Annotated in this window: 25 protein-coding genes; all 25 read right to left on the reverse strand. The window is 37.1% G+C overall.

All coding sequences use genetic code 11. The features are described 5' to 3' along the window. Positions 1 to 66 precede the first annotated feature (66 nt). On the reverse strand, positions 67 to 1125 hold the full coding sequence (locus AB3I20_RS01700) for a lysylphosphatidylglycerol synthase transmembrane domain-containing protein (RefSeq protein WP_071868442.1): 1059 nt from the start codon (positions 1123 to 1125) through the stop codon (positions 67 to 69). 10 nt (positions 1126 to 1135) lie between these two features. Next, a complete protein-coding gene (locus AB3I20_RS01705) occupies positions 1136 to 1408 on the reverse strand; it encodes a DUF1294 domain-containing protein (protein ID WP_067481798.1) in 273 nt (90 codons plus the stop codon). A gap of 61 nt (positions 1409 to 1469) precedes the next feature. Next, positions 1470 to 2366, reverse strand: coding sequence for a diacylglycerol kinase family protein (locus AB3I20_RS01710; protein WP_067481796.1), 897 nt, complete (start codon positions 2364 to 2366; stop codon positions 1470 to 1472). 197 nt (positions 2367 to 2563) lie between these two features. Continuing rightward, positions 2564 to 3802 carry a peptidase T gene (pepT, locus tag AB3I20_RS01715; protein ID WP_067481794.1) on the reverse strand — a complete coding sequence of 413 codons (1239 nt, stop codon included), beginning with the start codon at positions 3800 to 3802 and terminating at the stop codon, positions 2564 to 2566. A gap of 15 nt (positions 3803 to 3817) precedes the next feature. Then, positions 3818 to 4939, reverse strand: coding sequence for a Nif3-like dinuclear metal center hexameric protein (locus tag AB3I20_RS01720; RefSeq protein ID WP_067481792.1), 1122 nt, complete (start codon positions 4937 to 4939; stop codon positions 3818 to 3820). Then, positions 4936 to 5637: a tRNA (adenine(22)-N(1))-methyltransferase TrmK gene (locus tag AB3I20_RS01725; protein WP_067481790.1), complete on the reverse strand. Its 702-nt coding sequence runs from the start codon at positions 5635 to 5637 to the stop codon at positions 4936 to 4938. Before AB3I20_RS01725 ends, AB3I20_RS01720 begins: the two co-directional genes overlap by 4 nt. Positions 5638 to 6247: 610 nt before the next feature. Then, positions 6248 to 6667: a hypothetical protein gene (locus AB3I20_RS01730; RefSeq protein WP_067481788.1), complete on the reverse strand. Its 420-nt coding sequence runs from the start codon at positions 6665 to 6667 to the stop codon at positions 6248 to 6250. 29 nt (positions 6668 to 6696) lie between these two features. Further along, positions 6697 to 7623: a primosomal protein DnaI gene (gene dnaI / locus AB3I20_RS01735; RefSeq protein ID WP_067481786.1), complete on the reverse strand. Its 927-nt coding sequence runs from the start codon at positions 7621 to 7623 to the stop codon at positions 6697 to 6699. Continuing rightward, a complete protein-coding gene (locus tag AB3I20_RS01740) occupies positions 7623 to 9005 on the reverse strand; it encodes a replication initiation and membrane attachment family protein (protein ID WP_067481784.1) in 1383 nt (460 codons plus the stop codon). Before AB3I20_RS01740 ends, dnaI begins: the two co-directional genes overlap by 1 nt. A 13-nt stretch (positions 9006 to 9018) precedes the next feature. After that, complete coding sequence (gene nrdR, locus AB3I20_RS01745) at positions 9019 to 9519, reverse strand: transcriptional regulator NrdR (protein ID WP_067481782.1); 501 nt, start codon at positions 9517 to 9519, stop codon at positions 9019 to 9021. 269 nt (positions 9520 to 9788) lie between these two features. After that, a complete protein-coding gene (locus tag AB3I20_RS01750) occupies positions 9789 to 10121 on the reverse strand; it encodes a hypothetical protein (RefSeq protein ID WP_067481780.1) in 333 nt (110 codons plus the stop codon). Between the two features lie 191 nt (positions 10122 to 10312). Continuing rightward, complete coding sequence (gene coaE / locus AB3I20_RS01755) at positions 10313 to 10945, reverse strand: dephospho-CoA kinase (protein WP_082904077.1); 633 nt, start codon at positions 10943 to 10945, stop codon at positions 10313 to 10315. Beyond that, positions 10918 to 11754: a DNA-formamidopyrimidine glycosylase gene (gene mutM, locus AB3I20_RS01760; RefSeq protein ID WP_067481778.1), complete on the reverse strand. Its 837-nt coding sequence runs from the start codon at positions 11752 to 11754 to the stop codon at positions 10918 to 10920. The genes coaE and mutM overlap by 28 nt, the downstream gene beginning before the upstream one ends. A gap of 24 nt (positions 11755 to 11778) precedes the next feature. Beyond that, positions 11779 to 14424: a DNA polymerase I gene (gene polA / locus AB3I20_RS01765; RefSeq protein WP_067481776.1), complete on the reverse strand. Its 2646-nt coding sequence runs from the start codon at positions 14422 to 14424 to the stop codon at positions 11779 to 11781. A 119-nt stretch (positions 14425 to 14543) separates the two neighbouring features. Next, entirely contained in the window at positions 14544 to 15227 is a 684-nt protein-coding gene (locus AB3I20_RS01770) for a Bax inhibitor-1/YccA family protein (protein WP_067481774.1), read from the reverse strand. After that, positions 15220 to 15705 carry a MaoC/PaaZ C-terminal domain-containing protein gene (locus AB3I20_RS01775; RefSeq protein WP_067481772.1) on the reverse strand — a complete coding sequence of 162 codons (486 nt, stop codon included), beginning with the start codon at positions 15703 to 15705 and terminating at the stop codon, positions 15220 to 15222. The genes AB3I20_RS01770 and AB3I20_RS01775 overlap by 8 nt, the downstream gene beginning before the upstream one ends. Before the next feature lie 157 nt (positions 15706 to 15862). Further along, complete coding sequence (gene murC, locus AB3I20_RS01780) at positions 15863 to 17197, reverse strand: UDP-N-acetylmuramate--L-alanine ligase (protein WP_067481770.1); 1335 nt, start codon at positions 17195 to 17197, stop codon at positions 15863 to 15865. Positions 17198 to 17326: 129 nt separating this feature from the next. Further along, complete coding sequence (locus AB3I20_RS01785; protein ID WP_067481768.1) at positions 17327 to 18088, reverse strand: YdcF family protein; 762 nt, start codon at positions 18086 to 18088, stop codon at positions 17327 to 17329. Between the two features lie 27 nt (positions 18089 to 18115). Continuing rightward, positions 18116 to 18586 (reverse strand): SprT family protein, encoded by a 471-nt coding sequence (locus AB3I20_RS01790; RefSeq protein WP_067481766.1) that lies wholly within the window; start codon positions 18584 to 18586, stop codon positions 18116 to 18118. Between the two features lie 3 nt (positions 18587 to 18589). After that, a complete protein-coding gene (locus tag AB3I20_RS01795) occupies positions 18590 to 20770 on the reverse strand; it encodes a Tex family protein (RefSeq protein ID WP_368026865.1) in 2181 nt (726 codons plus the stop codon). Positions 20771 to 20929: 159 nt separating this feature from the next. Then, a complete protein-coding gene (locus tag AB3I20_RS01800) occupies positions 20930 to 21664 on the reverse strand; it encodes a metallophosphoesterase (RefSeq protein ID WP_067482418.1) in 735 nt (244 codons plus the stop codon). A gap of 115 nt (positions 21665 to 21779) precedes the next feature. After that, the gene (locus tag AB3I20_RS01805) at positions 21780 to 22721 is read right to left on the reverse strand and encodes a rhodanese-related sulfurtransferase (RefSeq protein WP_067481762.1); all 942 of its coding nucleotides are present in this window, start codon (positions 22719 to 22721) and stop codon (positions 21780 to 21782) included. A gap of 192 nt (positions 22722 to 22913) precedes the next feature. After that, positions 22914 to 23285, reverse strand: coding sequence for a VOC family protein (locus tag AB3I20_RS01810; RefSeq protein WP_067481760.1), 372 nt, complete (start codon positions 23283 to 23285; stop codon positions 22914 to 22916). A 304-nt stretch (positions 23286 to 23589) separates the two neighbouring features. Continuing rightward, a complete protein-coding gene (locus AB3I20_RS01815) occupies positions 23590 to 24981 on the reverse strand; it encodes an L-cystine transporter (protein ID WP_067481758.1) in 1392 nt (463 codons plus the stop codon). Between the two features lie 216 nt (positions 24982 to 25197). Then, positions 25198 to 25584 carry a DUF1149 family protein gene (locus tag AB3I20_RS01820; protein WP_067481756.1) on the reverse strand — a complete coding sequence of 129 codons (387 nt, stop codon included), beginning with the start codon at positions 25582 to 25584 and terminating at the stop codon, positions 25198 to 25200. Between the last annotated feature and the right edge of the window lie 39 nt (positions 25585 to 25623).

Here is a 25623-nt window from a genome sequence, read left to right on the forward strand (position 1 = left end):
TCTGACATTCCAAAAAAAATCTAAAAGTAAAAGAACAATTACTTCTGTTCTTCACTTCTAGATTTTTTACATTTCTTCTCGGCTAGACTCGCTGACTTTTTCTCGTCTAACTTCACTGATTTCTTTTTTGATAACTGCACGTCGTTCAACGAGGACATAGAACATGCCATAAATAAATGGTAAGACAAATGAACTAAAGCGATACAATAATAACGAAGATACCGCATCAACTGTTCCGACAAGTGGGCGGAACAATAACAAATAGACAAATTCAAAAGAACCGATACCCCCTGGAGTCGGCAACACCCCCGCTAAAACCACAGCAAAACTAACAAAAGAAAAAGTTAGTAAGAAGTCCACTGATGGGTGATTCTCAACTAAAGTCAGATAAGGAATGATGTACCAGAAGAGTAATTTGACTAAATTCCAAAAATAGATCCAGCCCAGTGCTGTTCGATCTTTTACGATTGTCTGCACTGTTTCGCGTAACGAATAAATTTGGATATTCCAATTATCAACTAGTGCTCGTGTCTTGTTTCGTTTACACAGTCGATTAGCTATTTTTACAAAGAATACTTGAACATTGATACTCATTGATAAAACTAACAAGGCACTCACAATAACAATTGTTAAAATGATCCCTGCTAAAATAAAAGGAATCATTTTTGGCGCTTTTGTATAAAACAATGAAAACTGAATCAGTAAACCAATTATCGCGTACGTAATTACCGCCATCTTGTACATAATCATGTGTAAAGCTGTTACCCCTACGCCTTGCGAAAACCTCATTCCTTTTTTGTTATAAAAGTAGACTTCAGAAATCAGGGTTCCTGTACCAAAAGAAACAATTCGATAAAATGCAACGTAGCAGGAAGTCCAAAAGCCATCCTTTGTTGAAAACTCTGGAGCAAAAGGTTTCGCAATTTCTTTAATGGAACGGCCTTCCGCGATCTGGTAAATCGTTCCCAGCAAAAGAACACCAAGCAATACAACAAGACTTGTTGATAATAATTCTGCTAAAATATCCGCTAAAGAATGCTGAATCAAATAGTAAATGATACCGAGAATCAACAAGAATAATAGCAAGTTTAAAAATAATTTCGTTTTTGTTCGTTTATTCGACATCCGTTACTCCTTAATGGAAAAAATAAATCAAAATCACATCAACAATCACGCCGACAGTAAAGCCAATCGTGAATTTTTTCTTTAATGTCTTGTGGTGAAAAACTTTGCGAGCAATCAATCCACCTAGACCACCGCCAAGCAGGCTAACAAAAATCAAATTGCTCTCAGGAACGCGCCATGCACCAACTCTTGCTTGGTGTTTATCATAGCCCATCAGACAAAACAAATACAAATTAACAATAATCAAATAGAACCATAAAGGGTTGTGTATCAAAACTTCCATCTTTTCTCCTTTTCAAATCGTACTTTTTAAGATTACCCTAAACTACTATTGAATGTAAAGACTATTTATTTTTTGGTACATAAACAACCAACCCTTTTGGTATTACTGTCATTTTAATTGGTAGATTATCTGTCGTTTCTCCATCTGTTCGAGTGCCCACTTTCTTTTCACTGGCCAGTCGCAATTCACTTGTTGTATAGTAATCAATTCCCGGAACAGTATAAAATTTTCCTCGTAGAATACGAGGTAAGTAAAAGACGTAAGAAAAGAAGTTCAATTTTGGAATGATTGTTACATGGAATTTCCCATCATCAGGACTTGCTAAATCATCAAAATTTGTATACCCACCTACTGAGTTCGTCATGGTAACAGTTAGTAGCTGAACTTTTTGCTCCCACTTTTTATCATCCGTTTGAATCGTTAAACGATAGCGACGTTTTTGCACGACCAATTTAATGAATCGTTTAGCAAATGCCCAAGGCCCAAATTTTTGCTTTTCTTCTTGGCTCACACGCATTGCTGTATCAGCCAGTAACCCAACTGTTAACGTTGAAATAATGACTGAATCATTGACTGTTCCATAATCTATGGCTTTCGTCTGTGCAGTTAAAATGACATCTGCTGCTGCCTTTTTTTCTAAAGGAATTTCCAATACGCGAGCAAGATTGTTCACCGTGCCTCCTGGCAACAAACCAATGTGATAATTTTCAATCGTCTTTTGAAAGGCTTTAACGATATGATGAATCGTTCCATCGCCGCCAATGATAATCAACGTATCTGCATCAAAAGATTCAGCTTTTTCAATCAGCGTTTCATCACGAATTTCAGGTCCTGTTTGAGTTAATTGAATCTCTAAGTCTGGTTGCTTATTCTTCGCATATTGTTGAAACCATTTAGCCAACTTCTCTCCTTCATCTTTTCCTGAACTTTTGTTATAAAATACTAGTAGTTTTTTCATAGTTATCGCCACCTTCTACCCTATTTTACTTTTTTTTGCCAAAAATGAAAAAAATTGAGATCATTGTTTTGATTTTTATTAAAAAATTGAAAGAAAGTGTCCGCAACAAACACGTATAAAAAAGTTGGGGCAAATGATTTACTCACTTGCCCCAACTTTTTAGGTTTACTTTAATGAATTCAATTCACATCACCAAATTACTTTTTATCTTTCGTACTCAACTCAGCAATTTTTACAATCACATCAGTTGCTTTTTCCATCACTTGCAACGAAACAAATTCAAAGCGCCCGTGCATGTTTTCACCACCAGCAAAAATGTTTGGTGTTGGAATACCCATATAAGAAATTTTTGAGCCATCTGTTCCACCACGAACGGGTTCAATCACAGGTTTGATGTCTAGATCAAGCATTGCTTGTTTAGCTAGTTCAACAATGCTCATATCTTTTTCGATGATTTCTTTCATATTGTAATATTGATCAAACATGTCAACCTTGATTCGTTCTTGGTCAAATGCTTGATTCATTTTTTCTTGGATACTTGAAATCAACGCTTTACGTGCTTCAAATTTTTCACGATTGTGATCGCGAATAATATAACTCATTGTGACTTCTTCTGGGTTACCTGTTAATGCCATTAAATGGAAGAAACCTTCATATCCTTCTGTTTTTTCAGGAACTTCATCTGCAGGAAGCTGGTTGTGAAAATCAATAGCTAATTGTAACGCATTGATCATTGTATCCTTCGCTGTTCCAGGGTGAACATTTTTCCCAAGAATCGTTAAATTGGCTTGCGCTGCGCTAAATGTTTCATACTGCAACTCACCTAGTGGGCCTCCGTCAATTGTATAAGCAAAGTCCACATTAAATTGGTCAACATCAAACTTGTCTGCACCGACACCAATTTCTTCGTCAGGACCAAACGCCACTTTGATTTCACCATGTGGAATCGTTGGATTTTTAAGCAAGATTTCCATTGCAGTCATGATTTCGGCAATTCCTGCTTTGTCATCTGCACCAAGTAATGTACTACCATCTGTTGTAATGAGTGTTTGTCCTTCATAATTTTTCAAGTTAGGAAAATCTTTGGTATTCAACGTGTATCGTCCTGCTTCGTCCAAAACAATTGTTGATTCACCATCATAATTTTCAATGATTTGTGGATTAACACCAACTGCATTGAAATCTGCTGTGTCCATATGGGAAATAAAGCCTATTGAACGAACAGGATAATCTACATTACTTGGTAAAGTTCCCATTACAAATCCATTTTCCTCATTGTAAAAAACATCAGATAATCCTAGTTCTTCTAATTCTTTTTTGAGCTCTTGCGCAAAAGCGATTTGTGTAGCTGTTGAAGGTGTCGTTGTGCTTGTTGCATCTGAACGTGTTTCAGTTTTCACATATTTTAAAAAACGTGGTAAAAGATTTTCATACATAATATCTGCCCCTTTTTAATGAAATTGGAATGGATTGGTATTCGTTTCAGAAACAAAAAAATCAAGATCCCATTGTTCTTCTTGTTTCCAAGATTCAAACTTTTCAACAAATTTTTCTTTGCATAATGACTCGATATAATGACCAGGATCAATCGCAATCAGACCTGCGCTTTGCATGTCTTGTGCTGTATGATAATAGAGATCACCTGTAATGTAAACATCTGCGCCTTGCTTCAACGCAGAAGGATAAAACTTTTCACCACTTCCACCACAAATCGCAATTCGTTGAACTCTTGGCTCAGTTAGTTGTGGCGGTACAACCACACGTAAGTCATCGACTTGAAGTGCTATTTTGACTTTTTCAATGAATGCTGTTAGGTCTAACTGTTTTGGCAATGTTCCGACACGTCCTAATCCAAAACTTTGTGCTGGTGCATCAATCGAAAACAAATCATAAGCGATTTCTTCGTATGGATGATTCTCTCTCATTACTTGAAGAATAGTTTTCTCTATTGTTTCTGGAAAAACCACTTCCACTTTTGCTTCTTGCACTTTTTCTGCTTTACCAGACGTTCCAATCGCTGGATGCGCTTGTTGGGAAGGAGTAAAACGACCTTGCCCCACGGAGGTAAAACTTGCGCCTGAATACTCACCTAGTTGGCCTGCGCCTGCATTTGCAAGCGCTTCACGCATGATTGTCGCATCCTCAACAGGTAGATAAACTGCTAATTTTTTATACCCTACTTCATGTGTTTTCACTAAATAGTTCTCGACTTGAACACCTAGTCGCTCACAAAACCAGTCATTTAACCCGTCCCAGATAATATCCATATTTGTATGTGCAGCGTAAACAGCAATATCATGTTTCAATAAATCTGTATACATTTTTTCTTGCGGTTCATCCGTAGTCAACTGCTTTATTGGACGAAAAATCGGTGGATGCTTGGCAATCAGTAAGTCGATTTTTTTAGCAATTGCTTCTTCGACTACTTCAGGACGAACATCTAACGTCATCATGACTCTTTGAATTGGTTTATTCAATGTGCCGATTTGTAGCCCGACTGGATCTCCTTCTTCTGCGAGCCATTGGGGACAATACTGTTCAAAGCGATTAATGAACGTTTGTGCATTAATCATCCTAACACCTCCTGAATCTGTTTGATTTCAGTTTCAAATTTTTGTTGGCGTTCGCTGATTTTATCTCCTTTATTTGCTTCAATCATTTGCTGAACGATTGCTTCGCGCTGTGCAAGCTCTCTTTGCCATTTTACTTGGAAAATATCACTCTTCATTTGTCGTAAAATAGGTCCAAACATCAAATCCTCTGGAGAATAACTTACTGGACTAGCAGCTTTTTCCGCTACAATAATCTCGTAGATTTTTTTATTTTCTTCCAAAATAACTTCTTCAATAATCTGATATTGGTTTTCTTGTAACCAGACACGAAGCGTGCGCTCACCAATATTTGGTTGAAGGATCAAGCGTTCTTTTTGATTTAGGCGTGTTTTCCCTGCTTCTAAAATATCACGAATCAATGCGCCGCCCATGCCAGCAATCGTGATAGCATTAATTTCATCTGATGGTTCAATTGCTGCCAAACCATTCGCCAAACGAACAACAATGCGCTCTTCTAAGCCATCTTTTCTCACTTGTTTTTGTGCGGACTCAAATGGACCTTTCACCACTTCACCAGCAACTGCAAACTCAATTTTTCCTTTTAACATCAAAGCAACCGGTAAATAGGCGTGATCTGAGCCAATATCCGCTAAACGAGCTTTTGCAGGAACAAACTCTCCTACAGTAGCTAGGCGTTGCGACAACTCTAAATGGTTCATAACTTCACTCCTTTTCCAATCATTATAGCATTTCCTCTATAAAATAAGGAGAGAGATGTGACAGAAAATCCTTTTTTCCACCAGACCAACCCGATTACTTCTAGGTAAAATGAATGTAAATAAATGGTAATGTGGCATCACCTAAAACAAAACCAACAATAATTACCAGCAAATAGGTTTTCATTGGACGAAAACACTGAGTGATTCCTCTTTAGATCGCGTTTTGCGTGTTAAGAAGATTGCTAGTTTTTTGGCTCTTAGCTATTTCCTCTTGGTGGTATCGTCTTCATTGAAAGTGATAGATCAATTCACCAAGAACCATACTGTAAATTGATTTTTCTACATACCTAACTTCAAATTTTTTGTTCCGAATTCCTAAATAAGATAAATAACCAGAAAGAATTAGAAAAAAAGAGTAAACTGTGGCAGGAGCATTTTCCATTGCTAGATCTAACGTTAGACCAATTTAGCAGTATCTAAGGCTCTTCACAACACTTCCGCACTGTAATTCTCATTTTTTTCTACAAAACAAGAAAAAAATGAGAAAAAACCGGTTTCTTCACTTCGTCACTTGTACGAAATGAAAAAACCGGTTGGTTTGCTTCATTAATTATTGGATAGCTAAAACTTGAATAATTGAATTTCCTGGAATTTGCGGTGGTAACGACATTGTCATCACAGGTTGTTTAGCCAAGGTCAACTCGACTTCTGTTCCCTCAGACAATGCGTCCAGGTTAGGTTTGATTTTATCTGTTGGCGCATTTAAGATGACACCGTCATTCGCAAATGAGGTCCCAATATTCTCAGGATCAATTTTTGCCTTGACGTCAATTAATTTCACACGAACGATTTGATCCTCATCGTCGCTTTCAGTCACTTCTTCAACAGTCCCAGTAAAAACACTTTGATCTTGTGCCAACGAATTAGAAGTCGTTTCAGCTGTTTGTTCATCATTAGTAGACTGATTCCCACAGGCGGTCAATAATAAAAAGGTTGTCGCTAAGGTTAAGCAAGATACTATACGCTTCATAAACCACATCTCCGTTCTTTTATTCACTTTTAGCCGTTTCGACGATTTTTCCCAGTCATCTCAATTTCTTTTGTTAGATAACGAATACGTTCCATAATACGTTTGGCCTTTAAAGGTTCTTCATCTCCACGTTGTGTAACAGACAAATGTTTTTCTAACTCATCCATCGTAAAGTTTGATGAGAAAAAGGTCGGTAGTTGTTCTTGCATTCGATATTGCAAAATAACGCCAAATACTTCATCACGAATCCAACTACTCATGGCATCGGCCCCAATATCATCCATCATTAAGATAGGGGAACGTTTTACCGCATCAAGTTTATCCGAAACTTGGTCTTTACCAATTGCTTGTTTCATTTCAACTGCAAATGTTGGAAAATGAACGAGTGTCGTTGTATACCCTGCAACAGCTAAGTCGTGTGCGATTGCACCTAATAAATAAGTTTTTCCAATACCAAAGCTTCCAACTAAATATAGCCCTTTGTGATAGCCTTTAGGATCCTTTGTGTATTGTTCCACAAAATTAAATGCTTCAAAAAAGGCATCACTACGACCACTTGTTTGCTCAAACCCTTCAAAGGTAGCCGTTTGAATATCTTTAGGCATATCCATTGCTTTCACACGACTACGGATTTCTTCTTGTTTTTGTCGAGCAATTAATGCTTCAGTCGGCACATAGGTGACATCCACATAATGAAAGTTCAACACTAGTTTTGGTTCATATCCTGGTGCAATCATTGTCGGATCATTTTTCTGATATTTTCGCTTTTCTTGAACAAATTCATAAAGTTTTGCATAGCTTTTTTCAATATCTGCTTGTGTTAAACGTTCTTGATGTTCTGCCAAAAAGGCTTGAACATCTGAATCATTCAATACTTCTTGAATCATTTCGGCATACTTTTCTTGGTAGTTGCGTTTACTGATGATCTTTTTTAATTCTCTTCCAACATCTTCCATTAGTTGTCACCCTCCTTTTTAGCAAGATATTCTTTAAAGCGCCGATCAATTTCCGCTTGTTTTTCTTGACTGATTTTCTTCTCGTCTTTTGGTTGATTTACCCAATCAGGTAATTTTTCTCGGCGTACGTTTCGACGAGTATTTGTGTAGTTTCTCGTTTGCTTTTTCTCTGCGCTTTCTTGGCTTTTCTTTTTAATATGAGCAATCGCATCTTCTGCTGTCATAATTTTCTGTTGTGCCCATTCGTTAGCAATCGTATTGACATAGTTTGTCCCTAAACTTGCTTGATTTTTGATAACTAATACATAGTTCAGCAACACATTGATGACACTACTTGGAAGTCCCGAACGAGAAACAAGCTCTTGCATCAACCACGTTTCTGATTTAGATACATAACCATTTTTTTCTTTTTTGATTGACTCTAAGTATTTCATTGGTGGAACACTTTGGGCCTCTTTGATTAACTGTACAGAGGCTGCAGACAACTGTCCTTGTTTCGTAACTGGTTCAGTCTTTGTGGTTTCGATAGTGTCTGAAGTTTCTACAGGCACTTTTACCACGGGTGATTGACTAACTGGGTTTGCTAAAAAGATTTTTTGAAGTTCTTTCAAAGACACTTTTTGTTCTGTGAAGTCGTATGCTTCAACGATTTTTTCACCTAAAGCTAAGTCATCCAAACCATACAATTGCTGATACATTTCGAGTTGTTTGATGATTGATTCCTCTGGTTTTTCAATATGTTTCTTTTGTAACCAGTTTGTTAAAAAAGCCCAATCAATCGTACTTTTTTCAGACAATCGCTTGGTTTTTGCTTGCTCAGTAAATGTTTCTTGCAGCTTTTCGATTTGCTGTTTATCAGCGTCAAATGAAGCTTCATTGAATTGATATACTTCTAAAAATTTTTTGGTTTTTTTCTGATAACCTTCTGTTGAAAATTTTTTTGGCTCGAAACGCTTGACTAACTGGTCGAAGCGACGCTCGCCAACCTTTTCTAATAGTAAAAAGCTTAAAACAGAATCCATAAAGAACTGTTTCACCGACATTGGTTCTAACAATTCATAAAGAAAGCACGTTCCTAGGCTAGGATCTTCTTTGTAATAAACATCTAATAAGCCAATTCCCTCAAGTTTTTTTCGTGCTTCGTAAAATTGAGGAATACCACAACCAAGACTACTCAATAAATCTGCGTGAAGTCCTTCTGGTCCTTGGCCAGTTTCTAAAGAAATTTCTGTCAAAAGAGTAAGGTAAAGACTAAGCGCTTCTCCCCCAATCAAGGGTTGGTAAAGATGTAATAACGCATTTCGGCTTTCTTCTTTTAAAGGACTTTGCTTTCTTCCTTGGTAGATATTTTTTGGTTGAAGCTCTTTCCAAGCATTTTCCAAGGAAATGCCCCCTTTATTCTGTACTTTCGTCTTCGTCATCTTTGGATTTGTTATTTTCTTTTGCCTTCTCCACGATGTCTTGTAGTTCTTTTAGGAACACGGACATATCTTTAAATTGACGGTAGACACTTGCAAAACGAATATAAGCAATCTCATCCAAATTAACGAGATCTTCCATGACATATTCTCCAATTAAATTGGTTGATACTTCATTTTCTCCTAAACTTCGAACCCGATTTTCCACATGGTTCACAATTTGCTCCATTTGTTCCATAGCAACTGGACGTTTTTCAGCTGAACGAATCAGCCCTCGCAAAATCTTATCTCGATTAAATTCTTCACGTTCACCGTTTTTCTTAATAACTAGTAATGGTGCAGCTTCGATTCTTTCAAATGTTGTAAAACGAAATGAGCAATTTTCACACTCACGTCGACGACGAATCGCCCGACCATCATCTGCTTGACGGCTATCAATAACACGGGAATTATTATGTTGACATCTTGGACATCTCATTTAGTTCACCTCATGTATCATTTAAGTTTTATAAAAAGAACATTCTGCTCTTTCATAGTTAGTTGCATTATAACATGAAACTTTTATGTTAAGCGACTTTCCCAGCTAAAAAGATGCAGTTTCCATCATTAATAAAGCGTTTTTATTCATTTTTCGCAAAAAATGAGCTGTGACAAAATTTTATCACAACTCATTTGCCGGTTGAAACGAAACTGTGAATGATTTTTAATTGTCTGCTTTTGAACGCATTACTTCATGCTTTCTAAAAACTACAATTTTTCTTCAATACCAGTATAATGTTTTAACCGTTGCTCTTCGATTTTTTGTTCATCAGGGATATGTTCAGCATCTGGGAGTGGTTTTTTTGTTCGATCAGACATTTCTTTTTTTCGTTCTTGTGTTAAATCTTGTTGGCGTGCTTCTTTTTCTGCTTGTTGATCTTCTAATTCAGCAATTCGTGCTTTGTATTGGTCTGCGTTCTTTTTACCGACCTCAGCTTGCGCACGACCCTCATCTTTTAATTCATCTTTATCAAGTAACTTACCAATTTTTTCTTTGGCAGATCCGACAACTTTATCTTTTTGATTCTTGATATTGCCCATACAAATCCCTCCCTTATTCTTATCTTTAGCATAACAAAAATAAACAAGATACTCAAAATATACGACTAGCTAATCCTTTCGTCCACGCGATTAAACGCGTGATTTTCATTTTACATGCTTTGCAAACAACTTAAAGTCACTAAAATAAAAAGCAAAGCACTTCGTTCAAGCGACGAAGCACTTTGCTTATTTTATTTTTCATTTGTGATAAACGATTGTTGTTTTAACCACAACTCAACTTGTTGAACCAACGCTTCCTTTGTCTGAGTATTATCAAACAAAAAGTCAGCTCGTTCTTTTTTCGTTTCAATCGACCATTGCGTCTTTATTCGTTTCAACGCTTCAGCTTCTGTTAACTGATTTCTTTTCATCAATCGTTCGAGCTGAATCGCTTCTGTGGTATAGACAACTGCTACAGCATCCATGTAACGTTCATAATGTCCTTCAAACAACAAAGGAACATCAACAACAACCAAGGGATTATGCTGTTTTTTTTCAGCAATTTGTTGTTTGATACGTCCGCGAATAAACGGATTTAACACACGATTTAGTGTTTGGCGTAATTCGTTATCCGCAAACACGATGGCACCTAATTGTTTTCGATTTAGCGTACCATCTTCATTTAAGATCTGTTTACCAAACACTTCAACGATTGCAGACAAACCAGCGGTTCCAGGCTCGACGACCTCTCTTGCTACTACATCACCATCAATTACTGGAATCCCATGCTTTTTAAAGACTTCAGTAACTGTACTTTTACCTGTTGCAATGCTTCCTGTTAAACCTAAAACAAAACCTACTTTGGTATTTTCAGTTGCTGACATTTTGGACAATAGTGAGTCCCCCTTTGTGCAACTTTTGTTTTGACGATTGGTGTTTGACAACGCACACATGGCTGGCCTGTTTGACCATAAACATGAAGTGCCATTTGAAAACTACCTGCTTCACCAAGTGCGTTGAGATAACTACGAATGGTTGTTCCACCTGCTTCCACCGCTCTTCCCAATACATCAATGATTGCTAAGCGGAGTGCCGCAATTTCTTTTCCTTTTAATGTATTGGCGGGCTGCTCTGGATGGATTTTTGCTTCCCATAATGCTTCATCTACATAAATATTGCCTAATCCCGTGACTAAGCGTTGATCCAATAGCAACGGTTTGATTGCTTTATGTGATTTTTTGAGACCTGCTTCAAATTCTGCCAAAGTAAATAACTCTGGTAGAGGTTCTGGACCTAACTTCATGATTCCGCGATAAGAATCACTTTGTCCTTTTGCCACCAGCGTCATTCGACCAAATTTACGAACGTCATTATAACGAAGCTGACTGCCATCATCAAAAAAGAAAATGACATGAGTATGTTTATCTAATGGTTGATTTTCTTCCACAAAGGAATATTTTCCTTCCATTCGTAAATGAGAAATCAACTCGTAATTGGTTAAATGAAAAATCAGAAACTTGCCACGACGTCCAATTGATTCGATGGTTTCACCAATCAACGTTGCTTCAAAAATCGGTGCTTCTGGTTGTTCAATAATTTTGGGCCACAAGACTTGCACTTTTTGAATCTTTTTTCCTGTGACCAAACGTTCTAGCCCTTTACGGACCGTTTCAACTTCTGGTAATTCAGGCATGTTTCTTCTTCACCTTTTTCTTTTTTATTTGGCTTCGTACCATGTTTTGCCCCAACTACTATCAGTAATCAATGGCACATGTAGCGAAACAGCATTTTCCATTACTTCTTTGACTAATTGATCTAATGCTTCTAATTCGTGTTCCGGAACTTCAAAAACTAATTCATCGTGTACTTGTAATAACATTGTTGCTTCTAGTTTTTCTTCTTTCAATCGTTTCGCCAAATCAATCATCGCAATTTTTAAAATATCAGCTGCGCTACCTTGAATTGGTGTATTGATAGCCGTCCGTTCTGCAAACGAACGTAAGTTAAAGTTTCTTGAATTGATTTCTGGTAAATAGCGACGACGATGATAAAGTGTTTCCACAAAGCCCTGATCTTTTGCTTCGCGAACAATACGTTCCATGTATGATTTCACGCCAGGGTATTTATCAAAATAAGTGTCGATATATTGTTGCGCTGCTTTTCGAGAAATACCAAGATTTTGCGATAAGCCATAATCCGAGATACCATACACAATCCCAAAGTTGACAGCTTTTGCTTGGCGACGCATATTTGGTGTTACGTCCTCTGCCTTTTCAATCCCAAAGACCCGCATTGCCGTACTTGCATGGATATCTTGACCTTCCAAAAAGGCAGCTTTCAGATGTTCATCATCAGAAATGTGTGCTAATACACGTAACTCGATTTGAGAGTAGTCAGAAGAATAAATCAACCAATCTTTTTTTCTTGGAACAAATGCTTCACGGATTTTCCGACCTTCTTCTAAACGAATCGGAATATTTTGCAAGTTCGGATCAACTGAACTCAAGCGACCAGTTTGGGTCAGTGTCTGAACGTAACGAGTATGCACTTTACCATCAGATTGGATCACTTTTAATAGCCCTTCTACATAAGTTGACTGGATTTTTGCAATTTGACGGTAGACTAAGATGTCGTCAACGATTGGTGCTTGTTCTCTCAGTTGTTCTAACACATCCACCGCTGTTGAATAACCTGTTTTGGTTTTCTTAATAACAGGCAGGCCCATTTTTTCAAACAGGATAACACCTAATTGTTTAGGTGAATTCAGGTTGAACTCTTCGCCAGCTTCCGTATAAATTTTTTCTTCAATTTCTTTTAGACGTTCCGAAAATTCAATCTTCATTTCTTGTAAACGTGAAGCATCGACTTTAATTCCACTAATTTCCATTTCTGCCAAGATTTGTGACAGTGGTAATTCCATTTTATAAAACAAGTCTGCTTGATTTTTTTCTTCTAGCTCTTTGTTCAAAATTGGTGTCAGGGCATTGATTGCTGCAACTTTACGAGCAAGATGCGCAAAGAAAACTTCTTCCTCTTCCGGTAATCCTTTTTTGGCACCTTTTCCATAAACCGCTTCGTCTGATTGGATATCTTGATAGCCATAATGTGCGGCTACTCCTTCGATATCACTGCTTTTATCGTTAGTATCTAACAAATAAGAGCCCAAAAGAACATCAAAATCAATTCCTTGTGTCTTGCCAGTATAACGGTTCAAGGCAACATATGTCCGTTTGGCATCATAAACTTTTTTCAGGCGTGTTCCATCAGTCAACCACTCTTTAAATGCGTCGCTTTCGAAAATACTTAGATCATTGGTCACATAAATTTTTTCTTTTGTCCCCCAAGAAACGCCAACAATGTCTTCTGTATGATAATTTTCGCCTAACATTTCGACATAAAGTGCCATGTCTGTAGTAAACATTTCTGGTTGATACTCTGTCACTACTTCAAATAGAACATCTGCCAGCTCGGGCTCTTCCTCATGGATATCAAGCTTAGCTAAAAATTGCTTAAATTCCATTTCTTGATAAAACGGAACTAATTTTTCTAAGTCTTTTCCTTCATATTTCAATGAATCAATTGTGACATCAACAGGTGCATGTGTGTTGATTGTAGCTAATTTTTTGGACAGAAAAGCTTGTTCTTGATCATTAATAAGATTTTCCTTCATCTTGCTTTTTTTCATTTCAGCAATATGTTCGTAGACGCCTTCGACTGAACCATATTCTTTCAACAATTTAATCGCTGTTTTCTCACCAATTTTGGTTACGCCAGGGATATTATCAGAAGCATCACCGGCTAGTCCCTTCATGTCGATAATTTGTTTAGGCGTCAAACCATCATACTTTTCTGCGATATGTTCTGGTGTGTAACTTTCAATATCGCTCACACCTTTCACGGTAATGTCTACTTTGATAGCATCAGTAGCTAACTGTGTCAAATCTCGATCTCCTGAAAGAATAACAACATCAAATGCTTCTTTATCTACTTTTTCTGCCAACGTACCAATAATATCATCGGCTTCATAATTTGGTAGTTCATAATATTTTACGCCTAGCCCTGTTAACAATTCACGAATGTAAGGCATCTGTTCTTTAAATTCACCAGGTGTTTTTGAACGTCCACCTTTATATTCAGCGTACATCTCTGTACGGAAAGTTGTTTTTCCTGCATCAAAGGCAACTAATACGTGTGTTGGTTGTTCTTTTTGCATCACATTCTCAAACATTGTGTTAAAAGCGTAAATTGCATTGGTATGCAACCCATTTCGATTTTTAAAACGTTCTAGTGAGTTATGCAACGCGAAAAATGCGCGAAAGGCGACGCTATTTCCGTCGACCAATAATAATTTATTTTTTGTCATATCAATTAGCTCCTCATCCGTAAAGTTCTTATTTATTCTAACAAAGAATGTCTTGGAAAGCGAAAAGAAAAAACGGATAGGAGAAAATGTTTATCTCCTACCCGTTTCAATGTTAAAAATTAATTGTTTCGTCCAAAAATTCGTAGAAATGCAAGGAACAAGTTGATAAAGTCTAAATACAATTGAAGAGCCATGAACACTGCCACACCACTGTTTGCTGTTCCATTACTTTGAATGTACACTTTACGAATATTTTGATTGTCATAAGCAGTGATTCCAGCAAAAATCAAGACTAACAAGATTGAGATGAAGAAATCGACTGCACTACTATGAAGTAAGAAAATATTGACAAACATGGCAATGATCACACCGATCAATGCAGCTAATCCTGCGCGACCAATCCCACTCAAATCTTTTTTAGTAACCATTCCCACAACTGACATCCCGATAAACATGCCTGTTGCAGTCAAAAATGCTTGCGTAATTGTTCCAATATCATAAAAAGCAAGCGTCACAGCCAGTACCAAGCCATTTAATAATGAATAGGCAATAAAGCCACCAATAGCTAAACTTGGATTTTTTTGAGCCTTTGCACTTAAAACCAATACTAAAATGATTTGAACAATCCAAAGTCCCATAAAACCTAATGGAAAGCCATTAATAAATGTTGCTACTTGTTGCGGAAAAACTGAGAGTGCTAAGTATGAAGTCAATGCACTTAACGCCAATCCCACACCTAGGAAGCCATACACTTTAGAATAGAAACGATTGATTCCTTCATTTGCTACGCTTTGATTATTCATTTAGTTCACCTTCACTTTCAAATTCAATTTCTAGTTCTGGGTCAGCAGGTGGCTGAACCATTACTACAGCATCGAGTACGCGATTCCCTTCCCCATTTTCTGCTTCAACAGAAATCGTAACGACGTCTTTCATTTTATCTACTTTTATGACCTCAAATTGGAAAGTCAATGTTTCGTAGTGGAAAACTGGTTCAATAAAATTCACAGAAAAATTCACAACGTGTGAGCCTAGACCAGGTAAATGCTTAGAAATAGCACTTGTAATGATACCCATTAACATCACAGATGGCACAATTGGTTGTTGATACTCCGTTTTTTGTGCAAAATCATGCTGAATGTATAATGGATTAGCATCATTCGTCAATCCTAAATAAAGCAACAGTTGATTGTCTTCAATTGATTCTGTTAAAGACAACGAGTCGCCTTCCTCTAACTCATTTATTGTTTTTCCTAATTTTCTCGGCTTACCTATATTCAAAATAGAAACCCTCCAGTTTTATTTTACTCAAGAACAATTGTACCAAAACCAAGCAAAAAGGCAAGTTATGGAAACCACACTTTTTATATACAAGAAAGCAGCCAAAAAGACAAAACTTTTTTGGCCGCTTTTGATTGATTTCGTCATTTGTTAGTGATTACAAGACGTTTCTTGTAGTATTGCTTAATAGTTTTTCATAGGCTTGTTCAAATTTTTGAACATCACCAGCTCCCATAAAGATAACAACTGCATCATGGTAGTCTAACAATGGTGAAACGTTATTTTCTTTCAGAACTTGCCCGCCTTTTTGAACTTTTTCACCTAGGTCTTCGATCTTAACATCACCTTGTTTTTCACGAGCTGAACCGAAAATATCACATAAGTACACGCGGTCTGCTAAATCTAATGCTTCAGCAAACTCATCCATCAACGCAATTGTTCGCGTAAAGGTATGCGGTTGGAAGACAGCAATGATTTCTTTATCTGGATATTTTTGACGTGCACCATCAATAGTTGCACGAATTTCTGCTGGATGATGTGCGTAGTCATCAACAATTGTCATGTCTGAAACGATTTTTTCGCTGAAACGACGTTTTACGCCAGGGAAAGTCAACATTTCTTCTGACACTTCTTTAAGGTCTAAGTCTTCAAAGTAAGCAACAGCGATTACGCTTAAGGCATTTAGAATATTATGTTTTCCAAAAGCAGGAACCACAAAATGACCGATAAATTCGTCTTCATGGTACACATCAAAAGCTGAACCAGTTGTTGTTCGTTCAATATTTCGTGCTTGGATATCATCATTTTCGCTAATTCCATAGTAATAAATTGGCACGTCTGCTTCTAATTTTCTTAGATATTCATCATCACCATACGCAAAAATTGCTTTTTTCACTTGGCGAGCCATTGTTTGGAACGCGTTGTGGACATCTTCAATACTTGTATAGTAATCAGGATGATCAAAATCAATATTTGTCATAATCACATAATCAGGTGAATAAGCTAAGAAGTGACGACGATATTCACAAGCTTCAAATGCGAAAAATTCTGCACGTGGATCGCCATGTCCAGTACCGTCACCAATCAAATAACTTGTTGGGCGAACGCCTGTCAACACATGTGAAAGTAAACCAGTTGTACTTGTTTTACCGTGTGATCCAGTTACCGCGATACTTGTATAGTTTTGAATAAAGTCACCAATAAAATCATGGTAACGAATCACTTCAAGACCAAGTTCTTTGGCACGTTGAATTTCTTCATGAGTGTCAGGAAACGCATTCCCTGCGATGACTGTCATACCTGGTTTAATGTTATCTGCGCTAAATGGCAAGATTGTTATGTTTGCTTTTTCTAAATCTCTTTGTGTAAAGAAATATTTTTCAATATCTGATCCTTGAACATTTAGTCCTTCTTCATGTAATACTAGCGCCAATGAGCTCATTCCTGAACCTTTGATACCAACAAAATGATATAATTTTTCTTGATTTGTCATTTGAATCCTCTTCTCTTATCTATCATCCATTATTCATTCACATATTCAACACGTTTTTCATTATCTTATAAACAAATAAAAATTTCAACCAAATTTATTCGCAAACGACGTTTCTTACGAAATAATGAGTTACGTACGACAAAATTGCCAATTTGTCTGGGTCAAAATTTCTTGATAAGCTGTCCAAATTTCTTTTGGAACTTCGACATGATTAAGGTAACCTTTCCCCTTAGGACCATAACCATGTTCATCATCATGTAAGCGAGCAATCTCTCCAAGCACTAATGACTTAAAGTAATTCAATGGCCACTGATTATCTAATTCCGGTTGTTTAAATGTCATAACAGCATTTGGTCCTTCCTCGTGCCAACGCTCCAATTGTGGAACAATTGGTACATAATTTTCAAATTCAACGGCTGTGTTTCCCCAAACTTTTTCAAAAGTTGCTCTTGTTCGTCGCTGTAGTATAGGATCATTCATCAGTAAAACTTTTTGTGGAGATAACTGCATCTTTTGCAGTTTATCTAACGCAAATTGAGCATTTTCTCCAGAATTTGTAGAATGTGACTCAACAAGTAACTGCGCATCTGAAAAATGATATTTTTCTTTTAAATAGCAACGATACATCTCGCTTTCGCTAAGCGTTTCTGCAAATAAAAATCCTTGATCCGCAAAATTTTTACGAAGTACAGGCGTCGCATGACCAACCCCGCCTACTAAAAAAAGATGAGCAATCTGTTTGTTTCGTAAAAGGTCAGCTGCATGATCAACCAAAACTGGTAACCCGTTTCCTGCAAGGATTAGTAGCGGAGCTGTTTGGTTTGGTTCTTCTGAACTCGTAGCTGGCTGATCAGCTAAAAATGCTAGTAGCAGATTCCAATTATCAATCATTTCAGCGATACTCCTTTATCTATCTATTTAGTCATTATCGTCATTCGGTCGTTTTGTTTCTTGCCAAGCTAATTTTCCACGACAGCGTCCACAACGAAAACGTTTTGTATCAATTTTTCGTTTCCGATAAATCATTGTCTGACAACGTACGCATTGATAACATTCAATTTTACTAGCTTTTTTTGCTACAGCAGGGGCATAACGCAATCCACCAGTCTGTTGCAACAACTGTTTAAATTCACTATCTCGGTGACGATAGCCTCTCCCTGCTAAATGCAAATGATAATGACATAACTCATGTTTAATGATGCCGACAATGGTTTGTTCATCAGATTGAGCAAACAGTGTCGGGTTAAAGTCTAAATGATGATCATTCAAATGATAACGCCCGCCAGTTGTTTTCAGGCGTGCATTAAAAATAGCTTCATGCATAAACGGTCGTTGAAACCACTCAATCGAAATGGCTTCAACTAGCGTTTGTAATTCTTCTTGTGTCACTTTTTACTCCTCATAAGGCGAAAGCATAGTTAAACTAATACGACCTTTCTTCACATCGACTTGTTCGACCCATACAGTTACGACATCCCCAACAGAAACCACATCTGTTGGATGCTTAACAAACTTTTTACTTAATTTTGAGATGTGAACGAGTCCATCTTGCTTAACCCCAATATCCACAAAAGCACCAAAGTCGATAACATTTCGGACAGTCCCCTTTAATTCCATACCTGCTTTCAAGTCTTCCATACTTAAGACATCTTGGCGCAATAACGGTGCGGGCATTTCTTCCCGCATATCACGACCAGGTTGTGTCAACCCTTCTAAAATATCCGTCAAGGTCTCTTCACCAATCTCCATCGTTTTAGCTAAAGCTTCTGGTTTTAATTTTTTCAAGACTTCTGTTGCTTCAGAGGTTCCCAAATCTTTCTCAGTTAATTGATTCATGGTTAAAATTTCTTTTGATACTGCATAACTTTCTGGGTGAATACCAGTATTGTCTAGTACATTTTTTCCATCAGGTATCCGTAAGAATCCAATAGCTTGTTCGTATGCTTTTGGCCCTAATCTTGGAACTTTTTTCAATTGTGTACGTGCGTTGAACGCACCATTTTCATCACGATAAGTAACAATATTTTGCGCAATTGTTTTATTCAACCCGGAGATATGCTGTAGCAATTGTGGGCTTGCCGTGTTTACATCCACACCCACTTGGTTAACAACTGTCTCAACAACAAAGTCTAACTGCTCTGCCAATCTTTTTTGAGAAACATCGTGTTGGTACTGCCCAACACCGACTGCTTTCGGATCAATTTTTACTAATTCTGCCAATGGATCTTGCAAACGTCGTGCAATTGAAACAGCACTTCTTTCTTCAACTTGTAAATCAGGAAATTCAGTTCGGGCAACTTCGCTCGCAGAGTATACAGAGGCACCAGCTTCGTTGACAATTGCATAGTATGCTGTGTGATCCACGTTTTTTAATTGCTCCGCTACAAATAATTCTGATTCTCGGCTAGCTGTTCCGTTTCCGATTGCGACCATATCCACTTGATAGTGATTGATTAGTTTTACAAATTGACCTTTTGCTGCTTCACGTTTTGCTTGGGCAGCTGGTTTGTGTGGATAGATTACTTCGATTGCTAGGACTTTCCCTGTAGCATCAACTACTGCTAATTTACACCCCGTACGATAAGCCGGGTCGAAGCCTAACACAACTTTTCCTTTTAAAGGTGGTTGCAATAATAAGTTACGCAAATTTTCACCAAAAATCGCAATAGCTTGTTCATCCGCTTTTTCAGTTAACTCATTGCGAACTTCACGTTCAATCGCTGGAGAAATAAACCGTTTGTAACTATCTTGATAAGCTTCACGCACATAACTTGCAGCAGGTGACGCTGGATTACCAACTAATTGACGTTCCAAATAATCCATTACTGCTGTTTCGTCTACTTGTAGATTGACTTTCAGAATGTCTTCTTTTTCTCCACGATTTGTTGCTAAAATACGGTGAGAAACCATTTTATGAACAGGCTCTGAAAAGTCGTAATACATCTCATAGACACCTTTCTCGTCTACGTCTGCATCTTTTACTAAACTTACATAACTACCTTTATTATAAGTATAAGAACGAATCCATGTTCTAAATTTAGCAGTATCGCTGACTTGCTCTGCAATGATTTCATGCGCACCTTGTAACGCATCCTCTACAGAAAAAACTTCTTTTTCTTCATTAATAAATGTTTGTGCATAAGTTTCAACTTTCTGGTCATTCAATTGCAATAACCATTCAGCAAGTGGTTCTAATCCTTTTTCTTTGGCAATCGTTGCCTTTGTACGGCGTTTTTGTTTATATGGACGATACAAGTCTTCTACTTGTTGCATCTTGACTGATTGAACGATCCCGGCTTCTAATTCAGGAGTCAACTTTCCTTGTTCATCAATTAAGCGTAAAACTTCCACTTTTCTTTTTTCTAAATTTTCTAAGTATGCGTAACGTTCTTCGATTTCCCGAATTTGGACTTCATCTAAGCTCCCCGTCATTTCTTTTCGGTAGCGTGCAATGAAAGGAACCGTATTTCCTTCACTCAATAAATGAAGAACCGTTGTTAATTGTTTCGTGTTATAGCTTGCCAATTCTTTTTGCACAAGCTGGATAATTGTTTGATTTAGCTTTTCTGTCATTGAGATGTTCTCCTTTGATTTGTTAGTCGCTTGTCTATTTTAGCATACTTTTTTTATGGAATAAAAACGGATGGAATTACAGAATAAAAAAGCATAGAACACGTCGTCCTACACTTTTTAGTAAAATTGATACTTGTTGTTCATGTACAACTATCTAAATTAAAAATCTGGTTGCCACGGTCCTTGATTGTTTTGATACTCAATATCTTGTACAATTCCTTGCTCATCAAAAATCACGCCATGAATGGATCCTCCAAAAACAGCACCGCCATCAATTCCAATTTTATTGTCACTTCGCCACAAGTCCGTTGTTTGCATATCGCCATGCAACATAGGTGTAATTGTATGGCCAAAAACGATTGTCTTACCCGTTTGATTTTTCCCGTGATGAAAGGGTTCACGAATCCAAATAAAATCTCTTGGACTAGTTTCTCGCCAATCTTTTTTCGTTAAATCTACTCCTGCATGAACAAATAAATACTGTTTCCATTCAAAATACAATGGCCTCTCCACTAAAAATTGAATCAGTTCATCATATCTTGAACGAATCATCATTGCAATTTCCGTCGGAGAATATTCTTCTGTTGCACCTGGATGTAGTAAACTTTCAAAGGTTTCTTTACCACCATTACGCAAATACGCGTCATACCAATCTTCTGGAGAGTGTAAAAATTGCAAGAAATATTCCTCATGATTTCCACGCAAATAAATGGCTCCAGTTTCTTTTGCTAATTTCATTCCAAGTAAAAAACATTCTTTTGTTTTCGGTCCGCGATCGTTTAAATCACCAATCAAAACTAATTGATGAATTGTTGGATCGTACTCACGTACTAATTCTTGAAACAATTCATATTCTCCATGAACATCGCTGATTGCATAGACCAAAGATTTCATAACCATCGCATCCTTTCCTAAAAAGTATAGCGTAACTTTGCAAGTGATTCCAACAAAAAAAGAGCTAAAAGAAAAACAAGTTTGTGCTTTTCTTTTAGCTACTATATTAATTTATTTATTTAAAGTTTGCCGCCACGGTTTCTGTAATTTCTGTATCTGTTAAAGAATGCTCTTTAAGGTAACGATTGTGTGGATGTTGCGCGCATTCTTTTGAGCATGCGCCTAGATGTCGCGCTTCATTTTCTGCCGAAGTCAAAAATTGGCGGTTACATTCAGGATTTGAACAATTCACATAGCGTTCACATGGTGTTCCGTCAAACCAATCTCTACCGATAACTTGTTTATCGACATGATTGATTTCAACTGCAATTCGTTCATCAAAAACATACATTTGTCCATCCCATAATTCGCCTTGAACTTCAGGATCTTTTCCATATGTTGCAATTCCACCATGTAACTGTCCAACGTCTTTGAAACCTTCTCGAACTAACCAGCCAGAGAATTTTTCACAACGAATACCACCTGTACAATAAGTAACGACACGCTTGTCCATAAATTCTTCTTTATGATCGCGAATCCATTGTGGGAGTTCTCTAAAGCTACGGATTTCTGGTCGAACAGCTCCGCGGAAATGACCTAAATCATATTCGTAATCATTTCTCGCATCAATCACAACAGTTTCTTCATCAAGGATTGCTTCTTTAAATTCTTGCGGTGATAAATAAGCGCCTGTGGTATCTTTCGGATTGATATCATCCTCTAGTTTAAGAGAAACCAGTTCCGGACGTGGACGAACAAACATTTTTTTAAACGCATGCTCAGGACTTGGATCGACTTTGAAGAAGGTATCTGCAAAACGCGCATCTGCTTTCATTGCATCCATATAAGCATTCGTATCTGCAATTGTTCCTGATAACGTGCCATTAATTCCTTCCGTTGCGACAAGGATTCTCCCCTTCAAGTTCAATGACTTACAAAAAGCTAAATGTTCCTTTGCAAACATTTCTGGGTCTGCAATTGTTGTGTAATTATAATAAAGTAAAACTTGGTAATCCATACTGTGACATCCCTTCATTCTGATGATTCCCAAATAGTATAAGAAAGGATCAGGCATTTGACGATTTATTTGCTTGTGCATTTTTACGCAAGACTGAATAATTATAAAGCTTTAGGTTTACATAATTATTTTATTGTTCAAAAAAAGAACCTTTTGCAGATTCTGTGACACATCCTCTACAAAAGTGTTCATTTATTTGCCGGTCACTGCAAAATAATTACCGTCTGGATCAGCAAAATTAAAAACATACTCTTCACCAATTTGAACAAGATCACCTAGTGTAACTTTGTTTGCTTGCATTTTTTTATATAAACCAAAGACGTCTTCACTTGCAAACATTAAAGATGGTGAATTTGACGCAACCTCTGGTGAATGTGCTTCAATAAATTTACGATCGTATAAAACTAATTTTGCTTGTGCATCAACTGCTGGGCCAATCTCAACAATCAATGTTCCATCCATTTCTTGACGATCCAATTCTGCAAAACCATTATCTGTCCAAAATGCTGCATTTTTTTCAACATCGTCGACATAAAGCATAATTTTTATTTCATTTGTAAACATCTTGTTCCTCCTAAAACCATTTTAAATGGTGATTAATCGTTGTTAGTTTACCATATACCTTCTATAAACTCTAGGTTTGTTTATTTAATATAATTTTCTTATTTCTTTTTCACGTTTTCACTTTTCGGAATATTTATTTCTTGAAAACGAAAAAAGGTTGAGACAAAAGTAACCTAAATAAAAAAACGCCTAAAATTCGTTTTTTGAAAACGTTGGTTTTAGGCATTTTTTTAATTGAAAAATGTGTTAAGAACGATTGGGTTTCTAGCTTTGTCCCAATCTCTTAAGTTGTTGTTCTTAGACTTTATGCATTTACGTCAATAACTTTTGTCTCATCATTGATGACGTCACGATCCAAATCATGGATACGAGCACTTGTAACAATTCCAGCTACCATACTACCACTAACGTTTGTTGCAGTACGAGCCATGTCAATCAATGGTTCAACAGAGATAACTAAACCAACGATTGCTACTGGTAAATTCATTGCGCCTAACACGATCAATGAAGCAAATGTTGCTCCTCCACCGACACCAGCGACACCAAATGAACTGATTGTTACGATTGCTACTAACATCAAAATAAATTCTAAACTAAAGACATTAATACCTGCTGCTGGTGCAACAATTGTTGCCAACATTGCTGGATAAACACCGGCACAGCCATTTTGCCCAATTGACAAACCAAAACTTGCTGAAAAGTTCGCTGTTGCATCGTCAACACCAAGTGCTTTCGTTTGTGTTTCAATATTCAATGGCAATGCACCCGCACTAGAACGTGAGGTAAAAGCAAAACTCAATACAGGAAAAGCTTTTTTAAAGTAGCTGATTGGGTTCACTTTGACTGACATTAAAATGAGCGAATGAACGATTAACACCGCAAATAAAGCAATATATGAAGCTAACACAAATTTTCCTAAGTTCACAATTGCAGCGAAGTCACTTGTAGCCATGACGTTTGTCATCAAAGCAAGTACGCCATACGGTGTTAGGCGTAGAACCAATGTAACGATTCGCATAACTATTTTATATAAACTATCAATCAAATCTGAGAAAAAGGCTGCCTCTTTTGGTGCTTTACGTTTAACACCAAGGTATGCAACCCCAACAAATGCGGCGAAAATCACGACACCAATTGTACTTGTTGGTCGGCTTCCCGCTAAATCAGCAAAAACATTTTTAGGAATAAATGATAAGATTTGTTGAGGAATAGATAAGTTTTCAACTGTTTCTTGTCTAGTAGCTAATTCAGCAATACGTGCTGTTTCAGCTGCTCCCTCAGTAAACTTTGCACCTTGTAAATTAAAGAGCATCGTTGTCCCAATCCCGATCAATGCAGAGATTGCTGTTGTCGCTAACAAAGTTGTTAAAACTGTTGCGCTGATTTTACCTAATTTTTCCGAAACTTTCATTTTGGTAAACGCGCCGACAATTGAAATGAAAACCAATGGCATAATTAGCATTTGTAAGAAAGCAACGTAGCCATTTCCAACGATTCCAATCCATTCCATTGATTGAGTGACGACTTGATTATCAACCCCAAAGATAATTTGCAGTAGACCGCCAAAAACGATCCCGATTCCTAGCGCAGTAAAGACGCGCGTTGAAAATTTAGTATGGCGCTTTTGCATACGATAAAACACATATAATAATGCCGCAAAAACTAGAACCACTAAAACTGTGATGAGTGTTGTCATTTTTTTCCTCCTTAAAATTTTTTAATGACAAGTCCATCAAAGGAAGTAAAGGTTCCCGGGAATAATTCTTCAACTATTCCCCTGAAAAAAATTTGTATTTTTTCAGTGACTTGTTCATTCTAGCTCATTTTTTGCCAAATGGCATTCATTTTGCTTACATTTAGTAATAGAAAAAGAGTAGTAGCGATAGCTTTAAACTATCACCACTACTCTTTTTTATGCTTCTTTTTCTGATTGAAAATTTAATTTGACACCTGGTTCATCTAAAGCAATTTCTGTAATTTCATATGCCATTCGACTAACAATGTCAAACAAAGGAGCGACTAACTCATCCACTTCTTCTTGTGTCACATCTGCCTGTCCCTGAACTTTACGATTCAAAATGTGGTTGATTTGACTAACACTTCCAGATAATACATATTGGTCGAATACTAAGCGAAACTCTAAACGAGCACCCACAATACTGTGTTCTTCTGGATAATTTTCAATCGTTTCATTCAACGGCGAAAAACCAACTTTTAAGTCAGTTTGGATTTCTTGATCTTTAGGCTTTTGGTCATAGTGAAAAGCCTCAACAACTTCTTTTTGTCTTCTAATTTCCATATCATCACTCCTCTATAAAAATTATAGCATATGAAAATT

It is taken from the genome of Enterococcus sp. C50 (genome assembly GCF_040887505.1).
Classification (GTDB): domain Bacteria; phylum Bacillota; class Bacilli; order Lactobacillales; family Enterococcaceae; genus Enterococcus_B; species Enterococcus_B thailandicus.

Coding starts and splice junctions, on each gene's coding strand:
- AB3I20_RS01800 (WP_067482418.1), bottom strand. CDS start 21,664: ATGAAATCTTTGGTCTATGCAATCAGCGATGTTCATGGAGAATATGAA.
- AB3I20_RS01720 (WP_067481792.1), bottom strand. CDS start 4,939: ATGATTAATGCACAAACGTTCATTAATCGCTTTGAACAGTATTGTCCC.
- polA (WP_067481776.1), bottom strand. CDS start 14,424: ATGACAAAAAATAAATTATTATTGGTCGACGGAAATAGCGTCGCCTTT.
- AB3I20_RS01710 (WP_067481796.1), bottom strand. CDS start 2,366: ATGAAAAAACTACTAGTATTTTATAACAAAAGTTCAGGAAAAGATGAA.
- dnaI (WP_067481786.1), bottom strand. CDS start 7,623: ATGGAAGATGTTGGAAGAGAATTAAAAAAGATCATCAGTAAACGCAAC.
- AB3I20_RS01770 (WP_067481774.1), bottom strand. CDS start 15,227: ATGAATAATCAAAGCGTAGCAAATGAAGGAATCAATCGTTTCTATTCT.
- AB3I20_RS01810 (WP_067481760.1), bottom strand. CDS start 23,285: ATGTTTACAAATGAAATAAAAATTATGCTTTATGTCGACGATGTTGAA.
- pepT (WP_067481794.1), bottom strand. CDS start 3,802: ATGTATGAAAATCTTTTACCACGTTTTTTAAAATATGTGAAAACTGAA.
- murC (WP_067481770.1), bottom strand. CDS start 17,197: ATGACAAATCAAGAAAAATTATATCATTTTGTTGGTATCAAAGGTTCA.
- AB3I20_RS01820 (WP_067481756.1), bottom strand. CDS start 25,584: ATGGAAATTAGAAGACAAAAAGAAGTTGTTGAGGCTTTTCACTATGAC.
- AB3I20_RS01730 (WP_067481788.1), bottom strand. CDS start 6,667: ATGAAGCGTATAGTATCTTGCTTAACCTTAGCGACAACCTTTTTATTA.
- coaE (WP_082904077.1), bottom strand. CDS start 10,945: ATGTCAGCAACTGAAAATACCAAAGTAGGTTTTGTTTTAGGTTTAACA.
- AB3I20_RS01705 (WP_067481798.1), bottom strand. CDS start 1,408: ATGGAAGTTTTGATACACAACCCTTTATGGTTCTATTTGATTATTGTT.
- AB3I20_RS01815 (WP_067481758.1), bottom strand. CDS start 24,981: ATGACAACACTCATCACAGTTTTAGTGGTTCTAGTTTTTGCGGCATTA.
- AB3I20_RS01750 (WP_067481780.1), bottom strand. CDS start 10,121: ATGGGCAATATCAAGAATCAAAAAGATAAAGTTGTCGGATCTGCCAAA.
- AB3I20_RS01725 (WP_067481790.1), bottom strand. CDS start 5,637: ATGAACCATTTAGAGTTGTCGCAACGCCTAGCTACTGTAGGAGAGTTT.
- AB3I20_RS01795 (WP_368026865.1), bottom strand. CDS start 20,770: ATGACAGAAAAGCTAAATCAAACAATTATCCAGCTTGTGCAAAAAGAA.
- AB3I20_RS01785 (WP_067481768.1), bottom strand. CDS start 18,088: ATGATTGATAATTGGAATCTGCTACTAGCATTTTTAGCTGATCAGCCA.
- AB3I20_RS01700 (WP_071868442.1), bottom strand. CDS start 1,125: ATGTCGAATAAACGAACAAAAACGAAATTATTTTTAAACTTGCTATTA.
- mutM (WP_067481778.1), bottom strand. CDS start 11,754: ATGCCTGAATTACCAGAAGTTGAAACGGTCCGTAAAGGGCTAGAACGT.
- nrdR (WP_067481782.1), bottom strand. CDS start 9,519: ATGAGATGTCCAAGATGTCAACATAATAATTCCCGTGTTATTGATAGC.
- AB3I20_RS01805 (WP_067481762.1), bottom strand. CDS start 22,721: ATGGATTACCAAGTTTTACTTTATTATAATTACACAACAATTGCAGAC.